The organism is Nocardia brasiliensis (assembly GCF_042691675.1).
GTDB classification, from domain to species: Bacteria; Actinomycetota; Actinomycetes; order Mycobacteriales; family Mycobacteriaceae; genus Nocardia; species Nocardia brasiliensis_D.
The window spans coordinates 4425154-4447415 of the sequence record NZ_CP170507.1; the positions used below are offsets into that span (position 1 = coordinate 4425154).

Annotated in this window: 24 protein-coding genes; 14 read left to right on the forward strand and 10 right to left on the reverse strand. The window is 66.8% G+C overall.

Translation table 11 applies throughout. The annotated features are described in order from the left end of the window. From nuoE to ACFK0J_RS20405, 6 genes are all read right to left on the reverse strand, one after another. The gene (gene nuoE, locus ACFK0J_RS20380; RefSeq protein WP_378729540.1) at positions 1–780 is read right to left on the reverse strand and encodes an NADH-quinone oxidoreductase subunit NuoE; all 780 of its coding nucleotides are present in this window, start codon (positions 778–780) and stop codon (positions 1–3) included. Beyond that, positions 777–2165 (reverse strand): NADH dehydrogenase (quinone) subunit D, encoded by a 1389-nt coding sequence (nuoD, locus tag ACFK0J_RS20385; RefSeq protein ID WP_378729542.1) that lies wholly within the window; start codon positions 2163–2165, stop codon positions 777–779. The genes nuoE and nuoD overlap by 4 nt, the downstream gene beginning before the upstream one ends. After that, positions 2165–2938, reverse strand: coding sequence for an NADH-quinone oxidoreductase subunit C (locus ACFK0J_RS20390; protein ID WP_378729543.1), 774 nt, complete (start codon positions 2936–2938; stop codon positions 2165–2167). The genes nuoD and ACFK0J_RS20390 overlap by 1 nt, the downstream gene beginning before the upstream one ends. Further along, positions 2935–3489: a NuoB/complex I 20 kDa subunit family protein gene (locus ACFK0J_RS20395; RefSeq protein ID WP_378729545.1), complete on the reverse strand. Its 555-nt coding sequence runs from the start codon at positions 3487–3489 to the stop codon at positions 2935–2937. Before ACFK0J_RS20395 ends, ACFK0J_RS20390 begins: the two co-directional genes overlap by 4 nt. A 50-nt stretch (positions 3490–3539) precedes the next feature. Continuing rightward, positions 3540–3920: an NADH-quinone oxidoreductase subunit A gene (locus ACFK0J_RS20400; protein ID WP_378729547.1), complete on the reverse strand. Its 381-nt coding sequence runs from the start codon at positions 3918–3920 to the stop codon at positions 3540–3542. A gap of 514 nt (positions 3921–4434) precedes the next feature. Then, a complete protein-coding gene (locus ACFK0J_RS20405; protein WP_378729549.1) occupies positions 4435–4884 on the reverse strand; it encodes a hypothetical protein in 450 nt (149 codons plus the stop codon). Between the two features lie 97 nt (positions 4885–4981). On the opposite strand from ACFK0J_RS20405, the gene ACFK0J_RS20410 reads away from it, so the two are divergent. The 4 genes from ACFK0J_RS20410 to ACFK0J_RS20425 all read left to right on the forward strand — a co-directional run bounded on the left by ACFK0J_RS20410 (position 4982) and on the right by ACFK0J_RS20425 (position 9536). Next, positions 4982–6523: a hypothetical protein gene (locus ACFK0J_RS20410; protein ID WP_378729551.1), complete on the forward strand. Its 1542-nt coding sequence runs from the start codon at positions 4982–4984 to the stop codon at positions 6521–6523. A gap of 4 nt (positions 6524–6527) precedes the next feature. After that, complete coding sequence (locus ACFK0J_RS20415; RefSeq protein ID WP_378729553.1) at positions 6528–6971, forward strand: hypothetical protein; 444 nt, start codon at positions 6528–6530, stop codon at positions 6969–6971. Continuing rightward, on the forward strand, positions 6968–8368 hold the full coding sequence (locus ACFK0J_RS20420) for an FHA domain-containing protein (protein ID WP_378729555.1): 1401 nt from the start codon (positions 6968–6970) through the stop codon (positions 8366–8368). Before ACFK0J_RS20415 ends, ACFK0J_RS20420 begins: the two co-directional genes overlap by 4 nt. A gap of 127 nt (positions 8369–8495) precedes the next feature. After that, on the forward strand, positions 8496–9536 hold the full coding sequence (locus ACFK0J_RS20425) for a chitinase (RefSeq protein ID WP_378729557.1): 1041 nt from the start codon (positions 8496–8498) through the stop codon (positions 9534–9536). 20 nt (positions 9537–9556) lie between these two features. On the opposite strand, the gene ACFK0J_RS20430 is transcribed toward ACFK0J_RS20425, so the two are convergent. The 3 genes from ACFK0J_RS20430 to ACFK0J_RS20440 all read right to left on the reverse strand — a co-directional run bounded on the left by ACFK0J_RS20430 (position 9557) and on the right by ACFK0J_RS20440 (position 12034). Further along, complete coding sequence (locus ACFK0J_RS20430) at positions 9557–10348, reverse strand: SDR family NAD(P)-dependent oxidoreductase (protein ID WP_378729559.1); 792 nt, start codon at positions 10346–10348, stop codon at positions 9557–9559. 93 nt (positions 10349–10441) lie between these two features. Beyond that, complete coding sequence (locus ACFK0J_RS20435) at positions 10442–11020, reverse strand: TetR/AcrR family transcriptional regulator (protein WP_378729561.1); 579 nt, start codon at positions 11018–11020, stop codon at positions 10442–10444. 138 nt (positions 11021–11158) lie between these two features. After that, a complete protein-coding gene (locus ACFK0J_RS20440; protein ID WP_378729563.1) occupies positions 11159–12034 on the reverse strand; it encodes a LysR family transcriptional regulator in 876 nt (291 codons plus the stop codon). Positions 12035–12410: 376 nt separating this feature from the next. On the opposite strand from ACFK0J_RS20440, the gene ACFK0J_RS20445 reads away from it, so the two are divergent. The 7 genes from ACFK0J_RS20445 to ACFK0J_RS20475 all read left to right on the forward strand — a co-directional run bounded on the left by ACFK0J_RS20445 (position 12411) and on the right by ACFK0J_RS20475 (position 18327). Then, the gene (locus ACFK0J_RS20445) at positions 12411–13853 is read left to right on the forward strand and encodes a form I ribulose bisphosphate carboxylase large subunit (protein WP_378729565.1); all 1443 of its coding nucleotides are present in this window, start codon (positions 12411–12413) and stop codon (positions 13851–13853) included. A gap of 19 nt (positions 13854–13872) precedes the next feature. Continuing rightward, positions 13873–14295: a ribulose bisphosphate carboxylase small subunit gene (locus tag ACFK0J_RS20450; RefSeq protein WP_378729567.1), complete on the forward strand. Its 423-nt coding sequence runs from the start codon at positions 13873–13875 to the stop codon at positions 14293–14295. Next, positions 14285–15295 (forward strand): AAA family ATPase, encoded by a 1011-nt coding sequence (locus ACFK0J_RS20455; RefSeq protein ID WP_378729569.1) that lies wholly within the window; start codon positions 14285–14287, stop codon positions 15293–15295. The genes ACFK0J_RS20450 and ACFK0J_RS20455 overlap by 11 nt, the downstream gene beginning before the upstream one ends. Positions 15296–15311: 16 nt before the next feature. Further along, complete coding sequence (locus ACFK0J_RS20460; RefSeq protein ID WP_378729571.1) at positions 15312–16391, forward strand: class 1 fructose-bisphosphatase; 1080 nt, start codon at positions 15312–15314, stop codon at positions 16389–16391. Positions 16392–16421: 30 nt separating this feature from the next. Next, positions 16422–17300, forward strand: a complete 879-nt coding sequence (locus tag ACFK0J_RS20465) for a phosphoribulokinase (RefSeq protein ID WP_378729573.1) — start codon at positions 16422–16424, stop codon at positions 17298–17300. A 45-nt stretch (positions 17301–17345) separates the two neighbouring features. Continuing rightward, positions 17346–17768, forward strand: a complete 423-nt coding sequence (locus ACFK0J_RS20470; RefSeq protein WP_378729575.1) for an Hsp20/alpha crystallin family protein — start codon at positions 17346–17348, stop codon at positions 17766–17768. Between the two features lie 145 nt (positions 17769–17913). Next, complete coding sequence (locus ACFK0J_RS20475; protein WP_378729577.1) at positions 17914–18327, forward strand: nuclear transport factor 2 family protein; 414 nt, start codon at positions 17914–17916, stop codon at positions 18325–18327. A gap of 81 nt (positions 18328–18408) precedes the next feature. On the opposite strand, the gene dinB is transcribed toward ACFK0J_RS20475, so the two are convergent. Continuing rightward, positions 18409–19641 (reverse strand): DNA polymerase IV, encoded by a 1233-nt coding sequence (dinB, locus tag ACFK0J_RS20480; protein ID WP_378729579.1) that lies wholly within the window; start codon positions 19639–19641, stop codon positions 18409–18411. A gap of 128 nt (positions 19642–19769) precedes the next feature. On the opposite strand from dinB, the gene ACFK0J_RS20485 reads away from it, so the two are divergent. From ACFK0J_RS20485 to ACFK0J_RS20495, 3 genes are read left to right on the forward strand one after another with little or no spacing between them, the layout of a single operon-like run. Continuing rightward, positions 19770–20174 carry a BlaI/MecI/CopY family transcriptional regulator gene (locus ACFK0J_RS20485; protein ID WP_281427662.1) on the forward strand — a complete coding sequence of 135 codons (405 nt, stop codon included), beginning with the start codon at positions 19770–19772 and terminating at the stop codon, positions 20172–20174. Continuing rightward, positions 20171–21118 carry a M56 family metallopeptidase gene (locus tag ACFK0J_RS20490; RefSeq protein ID WP_378729581.1) on the forward strand — a complete coding sequence of 316 codons (948 nt, stop codon included), beginning with the start codon at positions 20171–20173 and terminating at the stop codon, positions 21116–21118. Before ACFK0J_RS20485 ends, ACFK0J_RS20490 begins: the two co-directional genes overlap by 4 nt. A 17-nt stretch (positions 21119–21135) precedes the next feature. After that, on the forward strand, positions 21136–22242 hold the full coding sequence (locus ACFK0J_RS20495; protein ID WP_378729583.1) for a winged helix DNA-binding domain-containing protein: 1107 nt from the start codon (positions 21136–21138) through the stop codon (positions 22240–22242). The last annotated feature ends 20 nt before the right edge of the window (positions 22243–22262 follow it).

The window sequence follows — 22262 nt, forward strand, 5'->3', positions numbered from 1 at the left end:
TCAGGCGCCCTCCGAATCCTGTTGCGGCGCTGAACTTTCCAAGAGCGCTGGGATTTCCGCGGCCGCGGGGGCTTGCATGTTCTGTTCGCGCGCGACCCGGAGTCCGGCCAGGGTGGCCTCGCCCGCCGCGCCGTCGAGCACGCCCGGTCGCTCGTCGGGGAAACCAGCGAGGATGCGCGCGGTCTCCTTGAACGTGCACAGCGGCGCGCCGCGAGTCGGCGTCACCTGCTGACCCGCGCGCAGCGCATCGACCAGGGCCTGCGCCGACTCCGGGGTCTGGTTGTCGAAGAACTCCCAGTTGACCATGATCACCGGCGCGAAATCGCAGGCCGCGTTGCATTCGACATGCTCGAGGGTGATCTTGCCGTCGGCGGTGGTGTCCCCGTGCCCGATGCCGAGGTGTCGCTCCAGCGCGGCGAGGATGGCGTCACCACCCATCACCGCGCACAGCGTGTTGGTGCACACACCGACGTGGTAGTCGCCGGTGGGGGTGCGACGGTACATCGAGTAGAACGTCGCCACCGCGGTGACCTCGGCGCCGGTCAGACCGAGCTGGTCGGCGCAGAAGTCGATGCCGGTGCCGGTGACGCAGCCCTCCTCGGACTGCACCAGGTGCAGCAGCGGCAGCAGCGCCGACCGCGGGTCCGGGTAGCGGGCGATGATCTCCTTCGCATCCAGCTCCAGCCGCTCACGGATGAACGGCTGATACGGCTCGGGCCGGACGGACAGTTTCAGCAGAATGGCTGCGCCGGATTGCGCTTCGGTGCGCTCGATAGTCATCGGTCAACTCCGCCCATCACGGGGTCGATGCTGGCGACCGCGGCGATGACGTCGGCGACCATGCCGCCCTCGCAGGTCGCCGCCACCGCTTGCAAGTTGGTGAACGAGGGGTCGCGGTAGTGCACCCGGTAGGGCCGGGTACCGCCGTCGCTGACCATGTGCACGCCGAGTTCGCCGCGTGGTGACTCGACGGCGGTGTACACCTGGCCCGCTGGCACCCGAATGCCCTCGGTAACCAGCTTGAAGTGGTGGATGAGTCCCTCCATGGACGTGCCCATGATCTTGCCGATGTGCTTGGGGGAGTTGCCGAGTCCGTCCGGGCCGAGTTCCAGATCGGCGGGCCAGGCGATCTTCTTGTCGTCGACCATCACCGGGCCGGGGCGCAGTTTGTCCAGGCACTGTTCGACGATCTTGAGCGATTCCTTCATCTCGTCCACCCGGATCACGTAGCGGCCGTAGCAGTCACAGCCGGTGGTGGTGGGGATGTCGAATTCGTAGTTCTCGTAACCGCAGTACGGCTGGGATTTGCGCAGGTCGTGCGGCAGGCCGGTGGCGCGAAGCACCGGACCGGTGATGCCGAGAGCCATGCAACCTTGCAGGTTGAGGTAGCCGATGTCCTGCGTGCGGGCCTTCCAGATCGGGTTCGAGGTGAGCAACTGCTCCATGTCGCGCAGTCGCTTCGGCATCAGGGCGAGCAGCTCACGGACCTTGGCGACGCCGTCGGCGGGCAGGTCCTGGGCGAGCCCGCCCGGCCGGATGTACGCGTGGTTCATCCGCAGGCCGGTGATGGTCTCGAACACGTCCAGGATCAGTTCGCGTTCGCGGAAACCGAACAGCATCGGGGTGAGCGCGCCGAGCTCCATGCCGCCGGTGGCCAGCGCCACCAGGTGCGAGGAGATCCGGTTCAGCTCCATCAGCATGACCCGAATGATGTTGACCCGCTCCGGGATCGCGTCGGTGATGTCGAGCAGTTTCTCCACGCCGAGGCAGTACGCCGTCTCGTTGAAGAACGGCGACAGGTAGTCCATCCGGGTGACGAAGGTGACGCCCTGCGTCCAGTTCCGGAATTCGAGATTCTTCTCGATGCCGGTGTGCAGGTAGCCGATTCCGCAGCGCGCCTCGGTGACCGTCTCGCCCTCGATCTCGAGGATCAGTCGCAGCACGCCGTGCGTGGACGGGTGCTGGGGCCCCATGTTGACGACGATGCGTTCCTCGCCCGCCCCGCGCAGCGAGTCGGCGACTTCTTCCCAGTCCTGTCCCGCGACAGTGACAACAGTGGGTTCCGGACCGGTGTCACCACTGACATCGGCCCGGGTCTCGGTCTCGTTCAGCCCACCCGTCGCCCGACCGCCGCCCCCCACGGAATCGCTTCGTGATGTAGTCATTAGTTGTAAGCCCTCCGCTCGTCGGGCGGCGGTATCCGCGCGCCCTTGTACTCGACCGGGATCCCGCCGAGCGGGTAGTCCTTGCGCTGGGGGTGACCGCGCCAGTCGTCGGGCATCAGGATTCGAGTGAGCGAGGGGTGCCCGTCGAAGATGATGCCGAAGAAGTCGTAGGTTTCCCGCTCGTGCCAGTCGGTGGTCGGGTACACCGCGTACAGCGACGGGATGTGCGGGTCGGCGTCCGGTGCGGACACCTCGACGCGCAGGCGGCGGTTGTGCGTGATCGACATGAGCGGGTACACGGCGTGCAGTTCCCGGCCCGCGTCCTCTGGGTAGTGCACGCCGCTGACGCCGAGGCACAGCTCGAATCGCAATGCGGCATAGTCACGCAACACCTGGGCGACGGCCACCAGGTGCTCGCGGTGCACGTGCAGGGTGAGCTCGCCGCGGAAGACGACCACCTTCTCCAGCGCGGTCTCGAACCGGATGCCAACCGCACCGAGCGCGGCGCGCACCGCGTCGACGATCTCGTCGAAGTAGCCGCCGTAGGGCGCCGGGGTGCTGCCGGGCAGGGTGACCGGGCGGACCAACCTGCCGTAGCCGGAGGTGTCGCCGGTGCCGGTGACACCGAACATGCCGTGGCGCACGCCGATCACCTCGGCGCCGACGGCCTGCTGTTCGTCCGCGCCGGGCAGCGTGCCTTCGGGGCCCGCCGTTGCGGCCGCGTCGATTTCGTCGTGCGCGGTGGTGGTTTCGTCGGGAGAATCGAATGTCATCGCAGCAGACCCTCCATTCGGATGGTCGGTGTCGAGGCCAGTGCCGCCGCTTCGGCGGCCCGGACGGCCTCTTCGCGATTGACGCCCAGTGGCATCTCCTGAATCTTTGCGTGCAGTGCCAGAATCGCGTTCAACAGCATCTCCGGCCGCGGCGGGCAGCCGGGCAGGTAGATGTCGACCGGCACCACATGGTCGACGCCCTGCACGATGGCGTAGTTGTTGAACATGCCGCCCGAGGACGCGCACACGCCCATGGCGAGTACCCATTTCGGTTCGGTCATCTGGTCGTAGACCTGCCGCAGCACCGGTGCCATCTTGTTGCTGACCCGGCCCGCGACGATCATCAGATCGGCCTGCCGCGGCGAGGCGCGGAACGCCTCCATGCCGAAGCGGGCGATGTCGAAACGGCCTGCGCCGGTGGCCATCATCTCGATGGCGCAGCAGGCCAGACCGAAGGTGGCGGGCCACAGCGAGCCCTTACGCATATATCCGGCGAAATCCTCGACCGTGCTCAGCAGAAAGCCACTGGGCAGTTTTTCCTCTAACCCCATATCCGACTAACCTTCACTTCCACTCGTCGCCCGAACACACTGCGCGGCAATCACTCCCAACTGAGGCCACCGCGCCGCCATTCGTAGGCGTAGGCCACGGAGACGTTGAAGATGAACAGCGCCATCGCGGCGAGACCGAAGAGACCGAGCGCATCGAAGTGGACTGCCCACGGGTAGAGGAACACGATCTCGATGTCGAAGATGATGAACAGCATGGCGGTGAGGTAGTACTTCACCGGAAAGCGTTGGCCGGTCACGTTTCCCGGCCCGCCCGCGATGGCGTGCGGGGTCGGTTCGATACCGCATTCGTACGCCTCGAGCTTGGCTCGGTTGTTCCGCTTCGGCCCGACCAGGGCCGCCATGATGATGGTGAACACCGCGAACGCCGCAGCGACCGCGCCTAATACAAGAGTCGGCACCTCGATATTCACGACTGCCCTCCCTCCAATGTGAGCCGGCCCCTCCTTGCGACCTGGAGCCTGCGGGTGGGTCGCCCGTTGCCGGACGGCAGCTTCCGAGGCGGGCTGACGTCGTTGTCCGCCTCGGCCAGACTCGCCTCATGGCCTGCTCGAGGCGGGTAAGGCTGGTGCCCGCGCTCCTGTGAGCTAGGGCACAGCCTACAACTGATCGGTCTGAGTGCTGCGGGATTGACTGCTGCGTTTGATCTAATTCGTGACCCCGATTCATGACTGAAACGGGGGTAATCCGCGCTGTTGTCACGTGACGTTGGTTGACCGGTCAGTCCGTACCGCGAAAACCTCGTGCTCGCCGATGCTTTCGCCGTTCCGATCCGCCTGCTACGCCGTCACAGACCTCCGCGACGCTGCACAGCGCATACCTCTGTTGTGTCGCGCGCGAAAGCTCTGTGAGGGCAAAGCACCGGCTGCGGACCGACCCCCGGGGGCGGTGCGATTAATGCGCAGACTGCATGAATGCGTGAACCGCTCAGGCTGCTGAGCGGTTGCGGAGCAAACCGACTACGGCCTCGGTGAGGCGGATCGGATCGATGGGGTGCGCGACCGCTGCTTCGGCTCGGGACCAGTTGGCCAGCCAGGCGTCGTCCGGGCGACCGGTGAGCACGAGCACCGGTGGGCAGTGGGCGATTTCGTCCTTGAGTTGTTTGGCGATGCCGAGCCCGCCGGTGGGGGCCGACTCGCCGTCGAGGATGGCGAGGTCGATGCCGCCCGCGTCCATGTGCTGGATCACCACGGGGCCGGTGGCCACTTCGAGGTAGTCGAAGGCGGGTAGTTCCGGGTGCGGGTGCTTGCCCAGTGCCAAGATCACCTGACGCCGAGTATCGGCGTCATTGCTGTACACGAGTACCCGCAGCGGGGTGGAACGCGTCGAGTCGGCCACGACCGCATGATATGTCGGCAAAGCTCCCTCCCGTGGCATGTTCGCCTAGATCACCTCGCGCGTCGCCACGCACCCGACGCCGAAAGCACGGGTGATCGTAAGTTGGCGATAAGCGGGTGGCGGTAGAGTCCGGCCAATGCGGGGCGATCTCACCCCGGTCCTCGTCGAAAGCGATGTGTGGGCCGATGAAATGCTGGACAGGGCCGGTATTCCGGTAGTCGATGTGCCGTTCGTGACGATCGGCAGTGGGATCGGATCGTTCGTCACCTATGACACGTTGCGGATCTACGGGGTGCCCGCGCAGTCGATGGCGGTGCTCGGGCCGCAGGAGCATCCGTGGGCGTCTTATGAGTATCTGACCCGGGTGTCGCAGATTCCGCGCGGCGAGCGGTTGCGCAGCGATTCGGCGTCGGAGCCGGACAACATCTGGGGCTTTCCCTCCTACGCGGTGCGCGAGGCCATCGCGGACAAGTCGATCAAGCCGCTGTGGAACGTCTTCGTGGAGCCGATCTTCGCGAATTACTACACGCCACGCGCGGGGATGGCGTTCGTCGGGATGGAGCGCGAATTCCATCGCATCGGCTATGCGAGCTCGTGGCACCGCGGGCAGGTTCGCATGGTGCGCAAGCGGCACGGTGGCGGCTATTTCACTATCCTGACCCCGCCGGTGGGTTCGACGCCGACCAAGCGGGTGGCGTTTCGCAGCACGTATGTGCATGTGGCAGTGGGGTATCCGGGCCTGAAGCTGCTGCCGGACCTGCAGGAGTATCGGGAGAAGCATCGTGACCCGACGCGGGTGGTGAATGCGTACGAGCCGCACGAGCACGTCTATCAGGCGTTGCAACGCAGGCCGGGAACGGTGCTGATCCGCGGCAGCGGGATCGTCGCGAGCCGCGTGTTACAGCGGCTCATCGACGACCGGGACAACATGCGGCTGAACACCCAGATCCTGCACCTGTTCCGCACCTATGTCGCCAAGGCGCACGGCAAGAACCTGTTCAACCGGCGCAAAGGCGGCGACGGCTGGGCGTACCAGGGCTTCAACTACCCCAAGTCGGTGTGGGGCGGCCAGCTCAAACAGAAGATGCGCAACCTGCAAGGGGAGCAGCGGGCGGCGGCCTACCGAGAGATCTCCGGTACCAATACGCCGATCCGGTCCTCTTGGCAGGAGCAGCTGCGTCGCGGACGCAAGCAGGGCTGGTACCAGGTGATGGCCGGGACCATGCGCGCACCGCGGCCCGCCGAGGGACGGCAGGGCGTAGTCGCCACCATCATCCCGGACAGCACGGCGGAGCTGCCGTTCCCACCACCGACGCAACCGTTCGACACGACGGTGGACTACATCATCGACTGCACCGGACTCGAGGCCGATATCCGGGAGCATCGGTTGCTCGCCGATCTGCTGGATCACACCGGTGCCGGGCGCAATCCGGTCGGGCGGCTCGACGTCGACACCACTTTCGAGTTGATCGGCACCCGAAGTGGCACCGGGCGCATCTACGCATCCGGTAGCGCGACGCTCGGCGGGCCGTTCGTCGGGGTGGACACCTTCCTCGGCCTGCAGATCGCCGCGCAGGAGATCGCGGACGATCTCGCGGCGCTGGGGTTCTGCCGCCGGATGGGTCCGCTGCGCTCGACGAGCCAGTGGTGGTCCTGGGTCACGAACACGAAGATCTGAGCTGATGCTGCCAACCTTGAACGGGCGAATTCAGACCCGTGTGCTCGCGCTGAGCGTGATCGGATGCTTCGTCGCGCTGATCATCACACCGTTGCTGCCGACCGGATCGCTGGGTCTCGGGCAGGCCTACCGGGTGACGCTGTCGGTCCTGCTCGGCACCGTTCTGGTCGGGGTGCTGTGGGAGTTGCTTTACCATTTCTTGCAACAGTTCCGCTGGGAGAAGGATTGGCCGACGCTGTTCGGCTTTCTGACCATGGTCAACGAGGGGGCGCTCATGTGGGTCCTCGTCCGTCACACGACCATCGTGCTGCCCGAGTCGCTGCGCCCGTCGCTGGTCGCGTTCCTCATCCAGTTCATCCTCACCTGGCTCGTGTTCTGGCTCATCGTGAACGGTCCGATGCGAGTGGTGTTCCATCGGTGGCGATTCCAGGGCGGCAGATTCGTGTGAGCAGGCAGATCGAGGTCCTTCCCGGTCGGCACCTGGTGGCCGGTACCGAGGGTGTGGTCGTGGTGGTCGCGCACCGGCTCGACACCGCGGTGACCGCGGATTCGGTGGCGGCGCGCGCGATGACGGCGTTGCTCGGGATCGTGCGGCAGGCCGCCTCGAACGAGCCGCGGCGCAGCGGGCGGACGCTGGCGCGGCTGGCGACGAACTGGTTGATGGGTTTGGAGAACGGGGACGAGGACGCGGTCGAGTTCGGCGTGATCACGCCGGGGGACACCGGGATCGCGGTGTTTCTGCACGGTGCGGTGACGGCGGTGCTGGCCGGGCCGCGGGGTTCGGAGATTCTGCGTGGGCGCGACGCCGGGTTCACCGTCGATCGGGTGGTGACGCCCGCGCCGGGGATCGGGGCCGGGTTGTTCGTGGACGAGCCGGGTCGCGAGGTCGAGAAGCTGCCCGAGCGTGGGTTTTTCGCGTTGACGGAGGGGACCGCGCCGGGGTCGGGAGCGGTGCTGTGGTTCGGTGCGGGAGGTGCGAGTATGCCCGCCGCGGAGCCGGTACCGCAGCGAGCATCCCCGCCGCGCCCAGGACCGGATCTGCGCAAGCGTGACGAATCCATGGATGCCCCAACAGAGTCCTACAGCGGCCCAGCGGTGCCACGGACCGCTCCGCAGGAGCCGGTTGCGCAGGATGTCCGGGCGGCAGCTGCTGAGCCGCCACGGTCCGGCAACGGCCCGTCGCATGCCTCTGGCACCGGCCCGTCGCATGGTCCGGCCAGACCGGACCTCTCGAAGCGCTCCGCGGCCCCCGAGGGTGACCCCGTGCGCGGCTTCGTCGGCGACGTCGACCTCGTAGAGACCGTGGTGCCCGCGGAGACGCTGGTGTCGCGGGTGCCCGACAGCGCCACCGTGCGCGAGTCGGCCTCGCCTGGTGTGATCGTCAAGGGATTCAAGTGCGCGCGTGACCATCTCAACGATCCCCGTGTGTCGTTTTGCGCGGTCTGCGGCATTCGCATGGATCAGCTGACCTGTGTGCTCACCGATGGTGTGCGCCCGCCGCTCGGCCTGCTGCTGCTCGACGACGGCACTTCGTTCGTCCTCGACAACGATTGCGTGCTCGGCCGCGAACCCGAGCACGCCGAAGCGGTTGCTCGCGGCGCGCGCCCGGTGCGGCTGGAGGACCGTTCCGGTGGAATGTCGCGGGCCCACGCGGAGATTCGGCTCATCGACTGGGATGTCACCGTTGTCGACGGCGGCTCGACCAACGGCACCCACATCCGCCAACCCGGCCATCCGGATTGGACCCGAGCCATTCCCGGGCATCCGGTGAAACTGGTCCCCGGCGCCCAGGTCCAGCTCGGCGGGCGCGTCGTCACCTTCGACTCCCAGCACGGTCAGCTGTAGCCGCGCGCATCGTCTCCCCAGTTGTCGCCATTGGAGATGATCAGTCTGGTTGTGGTTCTACTTGGGTATGAATTCCACCGGTGGCTCTCGTGGAGTCGGCCGTCGCTCGGCACTCTTCGGATGCGTGATGGCAGTGTTGGCAATGATCGGCGCGATGGTGGTCGCGGTCGCGCCGGAGCTGGCCGCGGCACCGAACGACACGACGTGTCCGACCAAACCGCGCCCGACAGGCAAAGTGCTGCAAGGGTATTGGGAGAACTGGGACGGCGCGGCCAATGGCGTTCACCCCGGCATGGGCTGGATTCCGATCACCGACGCCCGCATCGCCGCGCACGGCTACAACGTCATCAACGCGGCGTTCCCGGTCATCGAATCGAACGGGACCGCGCGGTGGGAGGACGGGATGAGCCCGACCGTCAAGGTCGCGACCCCGGCGGAGATGTGCCAGGCCAAGGCGGCGGGGGCCACCATCCTGATGTCCATCGGCGGCGCGGCGGCCGGTATCGACCTCAGTTCCGCCGCGGTCGCGGACCGGTTCGTCGCGACGATCGTGCCGATCTTGAAGACCTACAACTTCGACGGCGTCGACATCGACCTGGAGACCGGCCTCACCAACAGCGGTGACATCAAGAAACTGTCGACCTCGCAGGCCAACCTGATCCGCATCATCGACGGCATCCTCGCGCAGATGCCCGCCGGTTTCGGGCTGACCATGGCGCCCGAAACCGCGTACGTCACCGGCGGCAGCGTCACCTACGGTTCGATCTGGGGCGCCTACCTGCCGATCATCAAGAAGTACGTGGACAACGGCCGACTGTGGTGGCTCAACATGCAGTACTACAACGGCAGCATGTACGGCTGCTCCGGCGACTCCTACCAGGCCGGAACGGTCCAAGGGTTCGTCGCGCAGACCGATTGCCTGGCAAAGGGTTTGACCATACAAGGCACCACCATCACCGTCCCCTATGAGAAGCAGGCCCCCGGCCTGCCCGCCCAGCCGGGTGCGGGCGGTGGCTACATGTCGCCCAGCCTGGTCGCCCAGGCCTGGAACCACTACGGCACCGGTTCCGCAAACGCTCTCAAGGGCCTGATGACCTGGTCGATCAACTGGGACGGCTCCCGCGGCTGGACCTTCGGCGACAACGTCAAGGCGCTGCAACGCCGTTAGCCGCCGGGCAGCACACCGCGCTAAACCGTCTTGATTACTCCGCCGTCGGCCAAATAGTCGGCGCCGGTGAGGTTTCCGGACCGAGGGGACGCCAGGAAACTGACCAGTGCCGCGATTTCGGTTGGTTCGGTGAGTCGGCCGGTGGTGATGCCCATCTGGGTGGGGGCCTGGTCGAGAAACTCGTCGAGGGTCATCGAGTTCTGGGCGGCCACGTCGGCGGCGTAACCGTCGGGGGCCGACCAATTGCGGGTGCGGGTGGGCCCCGGGGAGACGGTAAGCGCCCGCAAACCGTGCGGACCGAACTCTTCGGCGAGTGCCTTGGTGAGATTGTTCAGTCCGGCTTTCGCGGTGCCGTAGTCGACGGGGTGGTAGGCGGCGCGTGCGCCGATGGAGGAGATGTTGATGATCACGCCGCGCCGCCGGAGCAGACCGGGCAAGGCGCGACGGGTGACCCGGACGGTGCTGAACAGATTGAGTTCGTAGGTGCGCTGCCAGGCATCGTCGGCGATCTCGAGGAAGCCGCGGGCGTCGGCGCTGCCGGGGACGACACCGCCGACATTGTTGATCAGGATATCGAGGTCACCGAGGATCTCGGTGGCTCGTTGCACCAAGGCGGCGGCCCCGTCCGGGGTGGCCAAATCGACGGTCACCGCGGTGGATGGGCCGTCGAGCGCACGCAGTTCCGCAGTGACAGTGCGTGCGGCGGCGACGACGCGCACGCCTTCGGCGATGAGTGCCCGGACTATCTCCAGTCCGATACCTTTGCTCGCCCCGGTGACGACGGCGGTCTTGCCTGCGAGTTGCAGATCCATGGCGTTCCCTTTCTTGAACTACAATTACAAAATCAGGGCAACGTAATTGCCCGCTGCTGAACGTTTGTCTATCGAGTCGACGGGGGAGGTGAATTACAATGCGCGCATTGCTGTTTCGGCCAGGGCGGCGAGTCGGGCCGGGCTGGGGTCGACTTTGGCGAGCACCCGCATACCGTTGATGGTGGCGAGCAGGAAGTCGGCTGCCGCCCGCGGATCGAGATCGGCGCCGAACTCCCGCGCGCGCTGCCCCTCCTCGATAGCGCCCCGGAAGGCGTCGCGCTGTCGGTCGAAGATGCGGCGAACAAGCAGCGTGGCCGCCTCGTCAGCGCCACCCAGCTCGACCGCGGCATTCGTGGCCAGGCAGCCGCGGCGGTCGGTGTCCGCGCAGGCTGCCTCGAGCACCAAGGTCAAGGCGGCGTGCACCCGCTCCCGCGGCGAACCCGGCCCGTCGAGCAGATCGATCAGCCGCACTGTTTCTTGCGCCTGATACCGGCGCAGCGCCCGTTCGAACAAGTCGTGCTTGCCCGTGAACGCGTTGTACAGACTGCCCCGGCCGATGCCGATCGCGTCGACCAGGTTCTGGGGAGTTGTGCGGGCGTATCCCTTGCGCCAGAAGACCTCCATCGCTTTGGCGACCGCGTCGTCGGGATCGAAACTCTTTGTGCGTGCCACAAGATGAACCATAGAGGTTTTGTAATCGTAGGTCAAATATGGCGGATGCTCGCGCCGGATGCCTGCGCAGTCGCTCAGCCAAGGGTGTCGGGGTGAGATTCAGGTGCGTCGAGCGGCGGGGCGGCTCGCTGGGCGGGTTCAAGCCGGGTGGAAGGCGGCGGGGCCGACTTCGGTGGGGTCGCAGATGTGGGCGAGGAACAGGCGCGCCGTAGGGGTGGCGGTGCGGGTGGTGATGGCGTGCCAAGGGCGGTCGAGGGGGGTGCCGGTGACCGGAAGTATTTGCAGCAGACCGGATTCGAGATCTTGGGAGATGGCGTCGCTGTGGATCAGGGTGACGCCCAGCCCTGCTCGGGCGGCGGCCAGTACGGCCCCGTGACTGCCGAGGGTGAGGGTGGGCGGGTTGATTTCGAGTTCGTCGAGCAAACTCAGGGTGGCGTCGCGGGTGCCGGAACCGCGGCCGCGCAGCAGCCAGGTGGCCTGTAGTGGGTCGGGGCTGTGGTCGGCGGCGCCGACGACAACGAGACGGCTCGGTCTGCGGGCGCGGATGACCAGGCCGGTGTTGCGGGGTGGGCGGCCCGCGATGACGAGATCTGTTTCGTGATGCTGCAATTCGAGAAACAGGACATCGCGCGGGTGCACCGACAGGCTGAGTTCGATGTCGGGGTATCGGTGGCGGAACGAGGCGAGTGGGCGCAGCAGCACGTATTCGCCCGCGGTGGCGACGACGCCGATGCGCAGCCGCCCGGTCTCGGCTTGCTGGACGGCGGCGTGGGCTTCCCGCATCAGTCCGAGGATGCTGCGACAGTATTCGGCGTAGACCCGGCCGGCTTCGGTGAGTGCGATCCCGCGCCCGGATTTGGCGATCAGCTTGGCGCCCAATTGTTTTTCGATGTGCGCGACGGCGGCGGAGACGGCGGCCTCGGTGATGTGCAGTTGGGTGGCGGCGCGGCGGATGCTGCTGAGCCGGGCGACGACCAGGAATGTTTCCATCCTGGCCGCACTGACCGCTCCCATCCGCCGACGGTAGCAAAACTTCGACCGCGACTCTGGTGCCAACGGAATTGACGTCCCCGCGCCTGCGGTGATCTGTGCAAACATCGGTGTTGTCGAGGTCAACCCGACTGCGGCGCGTGACTCCCCTTCCGCGTCGCGCTCGAACACCTCGGGGCGGTGCGCGCCCCGAGGTGTTCGCGGCGGGTCAGGAAGTTTTCCACTGCCCGGGGGCTTCCTTACCCCATTTCGTGGGGCACGAAACCTGACTATTCGGTTGAACTTTCGCAGGAACAATCAAATTGTTTGTTGTGCACGCTGCCGTCATCCTGGAATTCGCAAGGCGCGCAATCCCTTCCCGGATCCGGGCGTCCCGCAGTAGCGACTGCCAGGAGGAACGATGGCCGAAGAGACCGAGCGGGACCGGTGGGATCCGGGTGTTCAATCGTATGCGTCGATGGGATATTACGCGCCGGACTATCAGCCGTCGGATACCGATGTGCTCGCCGTTTTCCGGGTGACCCCGCAGCCGGGAGTGGATCCGATCGAGGCGTCGGCCGCGGTCGCGGGCGAATCGTCCACGGCGACGTGGACGGTGGTGTGGACCGACCGATTGACCGCGCACTCGAAGTATCAGGCCAAGTGCTACCGGGTCGACGAGGTGCCGGGTCGGCCGGGTGAGTATTTCGCCTATGTCGCTTACGATCTCGACCTGTTCGAGGAGGGCTCGATCACCAACCTGACGTCCTCGGTCATCGGCAACGTGTTCGGTTTCAAACCGCTGCTGGCATTGCGGTTGGAGGACATGCGAATTCCGGTGGCCTACGTGAAGACCTTCCAAGGCCCGCCGCACGGCACGGTGATGGAACGCGAATATCTCAACAAATACGGCAGACCACTGCTCGGCGCCACGGTGAAACCGAAACTCGGTCTGTCGGCACGCAATTACGGCCGGGTGATCTATGAAGCGTGCAAGGGCGGGCTGGATTTCACCAAGGACGACGAGAACATCAATTCCCAGCCGTTCATGCGGTGGCGGGACCGCTATCTGTTCGCCATGGAGGGCGTCAACCGCGCCATGGCCGACACCGGCGAGATCAAGGGCCATTACCTGAATGTCACCGCGGCGACCATGGAGGACATGTACGAGCGGGCCGAGTTCGCCAAGGAACTGGGCAGTGTCGTGATCATGATGGATCTGACCGTGGGATACACGGCCATGCAGTCGATGTCGCACTGGGCGCGGCGCAACGGGGTGCTGCTGCACCTGCACCGGGCCGGGCATTCCACCTTCACCCGGCAGAAGACGCACGGTGTGAGCTTCCGGGTGCTGGCCAAGTGGTGCAGGCTGATCGGCGTCGATCACCTGCACGCGGGCACGGTGGTCGGCAAGCTCGAGGGTGATCCCGCGACGACCAGGGGTTTCTATGACACGTTGCGGGAGAACCACATTCCCGCCAACCCGGGCAACGGCATCTTCTTCGACCAGCACTGGGCGAGCCTGCCGGGGGTGATGCCGGTGGCCTCCGGCGGTATCCACGCCGGTCAGATGCATCAGCTGCTGGATCTTTTCGCCGACGACGTGATCCTGCAGTTCGGTGGTGGCACCATCGGACACCCGCTGGGTATCGCGGCGGGCGCCGAGGCGAATCGGGTGGCGTTGGAAGCGGTTGTCAAGGCGCGCAACGAAGGTCGTGATCTGTTGAAGGAGGGCCCGGAGGTGTTGCGCAAGGCGGCCGAGCTCTGCCGTCCGCTCGAGGTGGCGTTGGCGACCTGGGGCGATGTCACCTTCGAGTACACCTCCACCGACGCCCCGGACGCGGTGCCGACCGCTACCCGCTGAAATCCCTTGGAGCCTCGCCATGTATCTGCGTCACGGAACTTTCTCGTATCTGCCGGAGCCCACCGACGCGGAGATCGCCGCCCAGGTGCGCTACGCGCTGCTCAACAGCTGGCCGGTGTCGATCGAATACACCGACGACCCGCATCCCCGTAACGCCTACTGGGAGATGTGGGGCCTGCCGCTGTTCGATCTGGACGAGCCCGACGGTGTGCTCGCCGAGATCAACGCCTGCCGGGCGACCTTTCCCCGCCACTACGTCCGGGTGCTGGCCTACGACGCCCGCTTCGGCAGGCAGACCACGGCGCTGAGCTTCCTGGTGCAGCGCCCGGCCGACGAGCCCGGTTTCGGCCTGACCCGCCTGGAGGGGCCGGATCGCCAGCAGAAGTACGGCCTGCGCCCCTACGCCACCGACAAACGCCAGGGACAGCGGTATGGCGGCTGAGCCCAACGGTTTCCGACTGCACCGTCCCGGCGCAGGTGACGGCAGGCCGGTACCTGCCGAGCCTGCCGAGGACGCGGTCGAGATACTGGATGATGCCGCACTGCTGGATCTTTCGACCGATATCGCGGGCAATGACGTCGAGGACACGTTGGCCAGGCTCGACGCCGAACTCGTGGGCCTGGCGAATGTGAAGCGCCGGGTGCGGGAGATCGCCGCGCTGCTGCTCATCGATCGAGCCCGGCAACGGTTCGGCTTGAGCTCGTCCCGGCCCACCATGCACATGAGCTTCACCGGCGGGCCCGGCACCGGCAAAACGACCGTGGCGCTGCGGATGGCGGAGCTGCTGCACGCGCTGGGTTACATCCGAAAACCCAAGGTGCACACCGTCACCCGTGACGATCTGGTCGGCCAGTTCATCGGCCACACCGCGCCGAAGACCAAGGAGGCGCTGGCCAAGGCGGCTGGCGGGGTGTTGTTCATCGATGAGGCCTACTACCTGTTCCGCCCGGAGAACGAGCGGGACTACGGGCAGGAGGTGATCGAAATCTTGTTGCAGGAGATGGAAAGTGAGCGGGCCAGCCTGGTGGTGATCTTCGCGGGCTATCCGGATCGGATGGAGCGCTTCTTCTCCGCCAATCCCGGCCTGTCCTCACGGGTCGCCCACCATCTCGCGTTCGCCGACTACACCCACGCCGAACTGCTCGGCATCGCCGAACTCATGGTGGCGCGGGAGAACTTCCGCTTCGACGAACCCGCGCAGGCCGCCTTCGCCGAATACCTGGCATTGCGGATGACCAGGCCGCGGTTCTCCAACGCGCGCAGCGTGCGCAACGCATTGGACCGGTGCCGATTGCGGCAGGCGAAACGGCTGGTGGAACTGCGGCGACCACTGACCAAAACCGACCTGATCACGCTGACCGACCAGGATGTCTACGGCAGCAGCGTGTTCACCGACAGCACCGAACCGCAGGACGGGCCCAGCGCGCGGGCCCCGGCGTGACGAGATCGAGGCGCCCATGCCCGAAGGACTGAAGACGCTCACCCGCTACACGATCGAGGAGGAACACCGGCACCCCGGGTCGTCCGGTGAGTTCTCCGCCCTGGTGAATGTGGTGGCGACCGCGACGAAAATCATCGCCAACCAGGTGACCAGGGGCGCCATCGTCGGCTCACTGGGCGCGTCGGAGCCGGACAATCTGCCGCCGACGGTGCACCGCAAGCTCGATGCCATCGCCAACGACATCATGGTGGCCGAGACGCAGTGGACGGGGCATCTGTCGGCGCTGTTGTCGGAGCAGATGCCGACGATTCATCCGGTGCCCGACGCCCACCGGCGCGGAAAGTATCTGCTGGCCTTCGATCCGCTGGACGGATCGTCCAATATCGACGTGAACCTGCCCGTCGGAACGATATTCAGTGTGCTGCGGACACCGGACCGCGACGACGGCGCGCCTGCCGCCGAGGATTTCTTGCAACGCGGTGTGCGCCAGGTCTGTGCCGGATTCACGCTGTACGGGCCCGCGACGATGCTGGTGCTCACCACCGGCAGTGGCGTCGACGGGTTCACCCTGGATCGGGAGATCGGCGCGTTCGTGCTGACCCATCCGCGGATGCGGATCCCGGATGACACCTCGGGTTTCGCGATCAACGCCGCCAATGAGCGGTTCTGGGAGCGGCCGGTGCGCAGGTATGTGCACGAATGCCTCGACGGGGTGGAGGGGCCGCGCGGGCGCGACTTCAATATGCGCTGGGTCGCGTCGCTGGTCGCGGACACCTTCCACATTCTGACCCGTGGCGGGGTCTATCTGTATCCGCACGACAACCGTCCGCCGGTGCGGCCGGGGCGGGTGTCGTTGCTCTATGGCGCCAATCCGGTCGCGTTCATCGTCGAGCAGGCCGGCGGGTGGGCGAGCACCGGTGCCGAGCGGGTGCTGGAGGTGCCGCCCGAGCACGTGCATCATCAGGTGCCGTTGATCTTCGGCTCGCGCAACGAGGTCGAGCGGATCGAGCGCTATCACCGGGAGCCCGAGGCCGGGCCCAGCTTCGACAGTTCGTTGTTCGGGTCCCGGTCGCTGTTTCGTCCGGCACCGCGCTGAGTTCTGTTGTCCGGCAATCGAGGAGGTGTCATGTCGGTCAAGCATCCCGTCGTCGCGATCACCGGATCATCCGGTGCGGGAACGACCAGCGTCACCCGGACCTTTCAGGAGATATTCCGTCGCGAGGGCATCAATGCTGTTGTCGTGGAGGGGGATTCGTTTCACCGGTACGACCGCAACGAGATGAAGCTCGCGATGGCCGAGGCCGAACAGCATCGCAACCTCACCTTCTCGCATTTCGGCGAGGAGGCGAATCTGCTCGCGGAGCTGGAGACGTTGTTCCGTGAGTACGGTGAGACCGGGGTCGGTTCGGTGCGCAAATACCTGCACGACGAGTTCGAGGCCAAACCCTACGGGCAGCCCGCGGGCACGTTCACGCCGTGGGAAGACCTGGCGCCCGGCAGCGATCTGCTGTTCTACGAGGGACTGCACGGCGCCGCGGTCACCGACAGCGTGAACATCGCGCGGTACGCGGATCTGCTGGTCGGGGTGGTGCCGATCGTCAATCTCGAATGGATCCAGAAGGTGATCCGGGACAAGACCGAACGCGGGTACTCCAGCGAGGCGGTCATCGATACGATCCTGCGCCGGATGCCCGACTACGTGAAATACATCTGCCCGCAGTTCTCGCACACCTACGTCAACTTCCAGCGGGTGCCCACCGTGGACACCTCGAATCCGTTTATCGCCCGCAGCATCCCGACCGCCGACGAGAGTTTCGTCGTCATCCGCTTCGCCGACCCGAAGGTGATCGACTTCCCGTACCTGCTTTCGATGCTGCACGACTCGTTCATGTCGCGGCCCAATTGCATCGTCGTGCCCGGCGGCAAGATGGAGTTGGCCATGCAGCTCATCTTCACGCCGCTGATCCTGCGCCTGATGGACAAGCGACCCAAACGATCTCGCTGATTTCGGTACAATTGTGCTGGTCAGCAGCCGACTTCTGGAGGAATCATGAGTCAGCTTCCTGTGTCACAGCAGTCCCGTTCGCCCCTGGCCGGCATCGGCGATTTCCTGCGCAAGTTGGTGCCGTTCGTCGGCTCGGGATCGGGTAACAATCTGCGGGTGGAGGAGACGCCGGACGACGACCACTATCACGTGGTGCGGGCGGAGATCCCCGGAATCGATCCGGACAAGGATCTCGAGGTCTCCGTGCACGATGGGCGACTGACGATCAAAGCCGAGCGCAGTGAGCGGCGTTCGGAGGGCGGGTACTCGGAGTTCCGCTACGGATCGTTCATGCGCACCGTCGCACTGCCGGTCGGCGCCCGCGACGACGACATCTCCGCCACCTATGCGAACGGGATCCTCACCGTGCGCATCCGGATGGGTGAATCCAGCAGCACCGCCCGCAAGATTCCGGTGAAGATGGAATAGGGCCGGGCCCAGTACCTCCGCCGGCGACCGCCCGTCGGCGGAGGTCGTCCTGTGCCGTCAAGCCGGTCAGCTGGCACGCAACACTGATTCTGGGTTACGCTCGCGTCAGACCCTAGTCAACTAGTTGCATATGCGAGGTGCTGGCATGACCACGTTCCGGGAAGCCGTCGAGACCAGGGATTTCGACGCGCTCGAGTCGCTGCTCGCCGACAACGTCGTGTTCACCAGCCCCGTCGCCTTCAAGCCCTACCCGGGCAAGGCCATCACCGCCGCCATCCTGCGCGGCGTCATGCGCGTCTTCGAGGACTTCCACTACCTGCGCGAGATCATCGACGCCGACGGCCGCGACCACGCCCTCGTCTTCGAAGCCACCGTCAACGGCAAAACCGTGAACGGCTGCGACTTCCTGCACTTCGACGACAACGGCAAAATCGACACCTTCACCGTCATGGTCCGCCCCCTCTCCGCCGCCCAAGCCCTCTCCGAAGCCATGGGCGCCCAGTTCCCCCGCATCCAGGAAGAGGCGTTGGCCGCCGCGCAGGGGCAGTCCGCTTCATAAGCATCGAATTGCTCGAATCAGCCTGCGAGAACGTCCTTTTCGAGGCGGAACACACCTCGTCCGCGATGGCGATCGGCTGAATCAGTCCGGAAGCAGCGGGACGGAGAGGCCTTCGCCTCGGGTGAGCAGGGCGGCTCGGGTGATGGCGGTGGAGCCGAAGCGGTGGCGGAGGGTGTCGAGGGTGGCGTCGAGGGTGTTGGTGGCTCGGGGGGTGAAGGGGAGAGTCAGTTGGTAGGGGTTGGCGTCGGTGAGGTTGGTGAGGGCTAGGCCGATGAGGGTCAGGCCGCGTTCTTCGATGGTGGGCATGGCGGTGGCGAGGAGGGTGCGGGCGGCGTGCAGCAGGGTTTCGGTGTGGTCGGTGGGTTCGGGGAGGGTGTGCGAGCGGGTGGCTCGGGTGAAGTCGTCGAAACGCATGCGCAGCACGATTGTTCGGCAGATGCGGTCGGCGGCGCGCAGACGGCGGCCCAGGCGATCGGTGAGGCCGTGCAGGTAGGCCTCGATGTCCTCGGGTGGGTGTGGCCGGCGGCCGAGGGCGCGTTGGGCGCCGATGGAACGGCGGCGCACGCCGGTTTCGACGCGGCGTGGGTCGCGCGCCCAGGACAGGGCGTAGAGGTGGCGGGCGGCGGCGGGGCCGAGGATCGCGCGCAGCGGGCTTTCGCCGAGGTCGGCGAGCTGGCCGACCCGGGTGATGCCGTGGTCGTGCAGGGTGCGGGCGGTGACTTCGCCGACGCCCCAGAGCCTTTCGATCGGCAGCGGGTGCAGGAAGTCGAGTTCGCCGTCGGGGGCGACGAAGCGCAGGCCGTCGGGTTTGGCGACGGCACTGGCGACCTTGGCGAGGAATTTGGTGCGAGCGATGCCGACCGAGATGGGCAGCCCGACCTGATCGCGCACCGTGGCGCGCAGTCGCTCGGCGATCCCGATCGGCTCACCCGCGATCCGGCGCAGCCCGCCGACATCGAGGAACGCCTCATCGATCGACACACCCTCGACCACCGGGGTGGTGTTGTGGAAGACCTCGAATACCGCCTTGCTCGCCTCCGCGTAGGCCGACATGCGCGGCGGGACGACGATCGCGTGCGGGCACAGCCGCCGCGCCTGCCCACCGTTCATCGGGGTGCGCACCCCGAACGCCTTGGCCTCATAACTGGCCGCGAGCACCACCCCGCCGCCGACGATCACCGGCTTGCCGCGCAACCGCGGGTTGTCGCGCTGCTCGACCGAGGCATAGAACGAATCGAGGTCGGCGTGCAGGATGGACGACTCGGCCCGCGCCACTATCCGCGGACGGGTGGCGGGTGCGTCGGACACGAACATATGTTCGCACGGCCTACCGACATCCGCCGAGCAACCGCCCAAATCTACGGCTTGGCTACGTAGCAATCCGGACTAACCGGTACGCTGACCCGACAGCACGGCACGTTCAGGATGAGGGAGTCGGTAGGTTGCGCGGATTTGGAGACCTGGAGGCGGTGATCATGGACCGCATCTGGGATCGGGACGCGGAGGACACCACGGTGCGCGAAATCTTCGACGAACTGTCCGCGCAACGCGACATCGCCTACACCACCGTCATGTCCACCATGGACAATCTGCATCGCAAGGGCTGGCTGGCGCGCGAGCGTTCCGGGAAGGCCTACCGGTACTGGCCGACGCTGACCCGCGAGGAGCACAGCGCCCGGCTCATGCTGGAGGCGCTCGGCGCGGGTGGACGTTCCGATCTGGTGCTCAGCCACTTCGTCGATCGGATCAGCGCCGAGGAATCCGCCGGTCTGCGGGCCGCGCTCCGCAGGCTCACCGCCCGCAAGACGCCCGGCGCGCTGCCGGGTGCCGAGAACGCCACGCCGTGACGCTGGCGATCGCGTTGATGCTCTACGGCAGCACGGTGGCCACGCTCGGCCCGCCGGTGCTGACCCGGCTGACCCGGCGCGGCAACGCCCCGCGGCTCGGCATCATCGCCTGGGTCGTCGCGATCGTCGGCGCGCTCGGCGCGTGGGCGGCGGCCGCGACCATGCTGACCGTCGAGTTCGCGACCTACTGGGGACATCCGCACGAGGCGCTGCGCGCCTGCTTCGCGATCATGTGGACCCCGATCCACGAGGACGGCAGCGGCGCGACCAAGGCCGCCACCTTCGCGGTCGGCGCGCTGGTCGCCACCTGCACTGTCGCGGTGGTGGCGCGGGCGGTCGCGGTGGTGCGGGATATGCGCAGGCGCACCCACGCGCACGCGAAGGCGCTGCGGCTGGTCGGGCGCCGGGTGCCCGGTCTCGGCGCGCTGGTGCTGGATTCGCCGCAGCGCCAAGCCTATTGCGTGCCGGGACGCCCCGACACCATCGTCGTCACCAGCGCCGCCCTCGACGCGCTGGCACCGGACCAACTCGCCGCGGTCCTGGCTCACGAACGCGCCCACCTGTCCGGCAGGCACGCCCCGCTGACCGCGGTGTTGCGCGCGATCGCGACCACGCTGCCCGGGCTGCGCCTGGCCACCGCGGGCGCCGCGGAGATCACCCGGCTCTTGGAGATGTGCGCCGATGACAAGGCGGCCGGCAAGCACGGTTCCGAACCGCTGCTCGGCGGGTTGCTGGCGATCCTCGGCGTGTCCGGGGCGGTACCGGCGGGTGCGCTGGGCGCCGCGGGGACGGCGGTGCTGGCCCGGGCCGAGCGGCTGGTGGATCCGGTGAGCCCGATCCGGCGGGCGACCACCCGCACCGCGCTGCTCGGGGTGATCGCGACAACGGTGACCGGATTGGCGGTGGCCGCGGCTACGGTAGCGTTCTGCAGCGCTGTGCTCTGAAGATCGAAGGGGGACCCGTGCGCCTCACCTGGGACCAGGTTTTCGCGTGGCGGCTGCGACGCCAGTACGTCACCTCGGGCGCCGCGAGTGTGTCCGAGATCGTCGGTCGGTTGAGCGGGGTGCAGGCACAGGTCACCTCGGCCGCGGAACTTGCGGTGGCGCTGCGTAGTTCGGCACCGGCGCCGGGCGCGCTGGTGCGCGAATTGACCGAGGGCACGCTGATCAAGACGTGGGCGATGCGCGGCACGCTGCACGCGCTCACTCCCGAGCTCGCCGCGGCCTGCCTCGCGCTGCTCGCCTCGGCCCGCACCTGGGAAAAACCGGTGTGGCAACGCAACTTCGGCGCCTCACCCGACGAGGTCGCGGCACTGACCGAGCAGGTGCGCCACCTCCTGGACGGCGCCACGCTCACCCGCGAGGAACTCGTCGACGCGCTCACCGCCGACGCCGCCTTCCATCGACTGGGCGAGCAGCTGCGCTCCGGCTGGGGCGCGCTGCTCAAACCCCTTGCCTGGCAGGGCGCGATCTGCCACGGACCAGCGCGCGGCAGCAAAATCACCTTCGCCGCACCGGCGCGTCAGGTCAGCGACTGGCCGGGCTTGCCGGAACCCGACGCAGCCGCACCGTTGGCGATCACCGCCTACCTGGGGGCATACGGCCCGGGCACCCCGGAGACGTTCGATGCCTGGCTCAGCCGCGGCAGCCTGCGCAAAACCGTACTGCGCCGGTGGTTCTCGGAGCTGGGGGACACGGTGACCGAGGTCGAGGTGGAAGGGCGGCCCGGCTATCTGCTGAGCGACCACGTCGATGAACTGGTCGCGACCGAGCCGACGACGTCGGTGCACCTGTTGGGCGCCTTCGACCAGTACGTCCTGGGCCCCGGCACCAAGGACACCGCTTTACTGCCGGAGGCGCACCGGGCGAAGGTGAGCCGAACCGCGGGCTGGATCTCACCGATCGTGGTCGTCGCCGGACGCATCGTCGGCACCTGGGAGCTCATCGACGACACGGTGCACATCACCATGTTCGATGGTGCGCCGTTGCCGAAGAACGGTCTCGATGCGGCCCTCGACAACCTCGCCGCGGCCCTGGGATCGGCCACCCCGCACGTGCGGGCACGGTGACCGTGGTGGGCAGATATTTG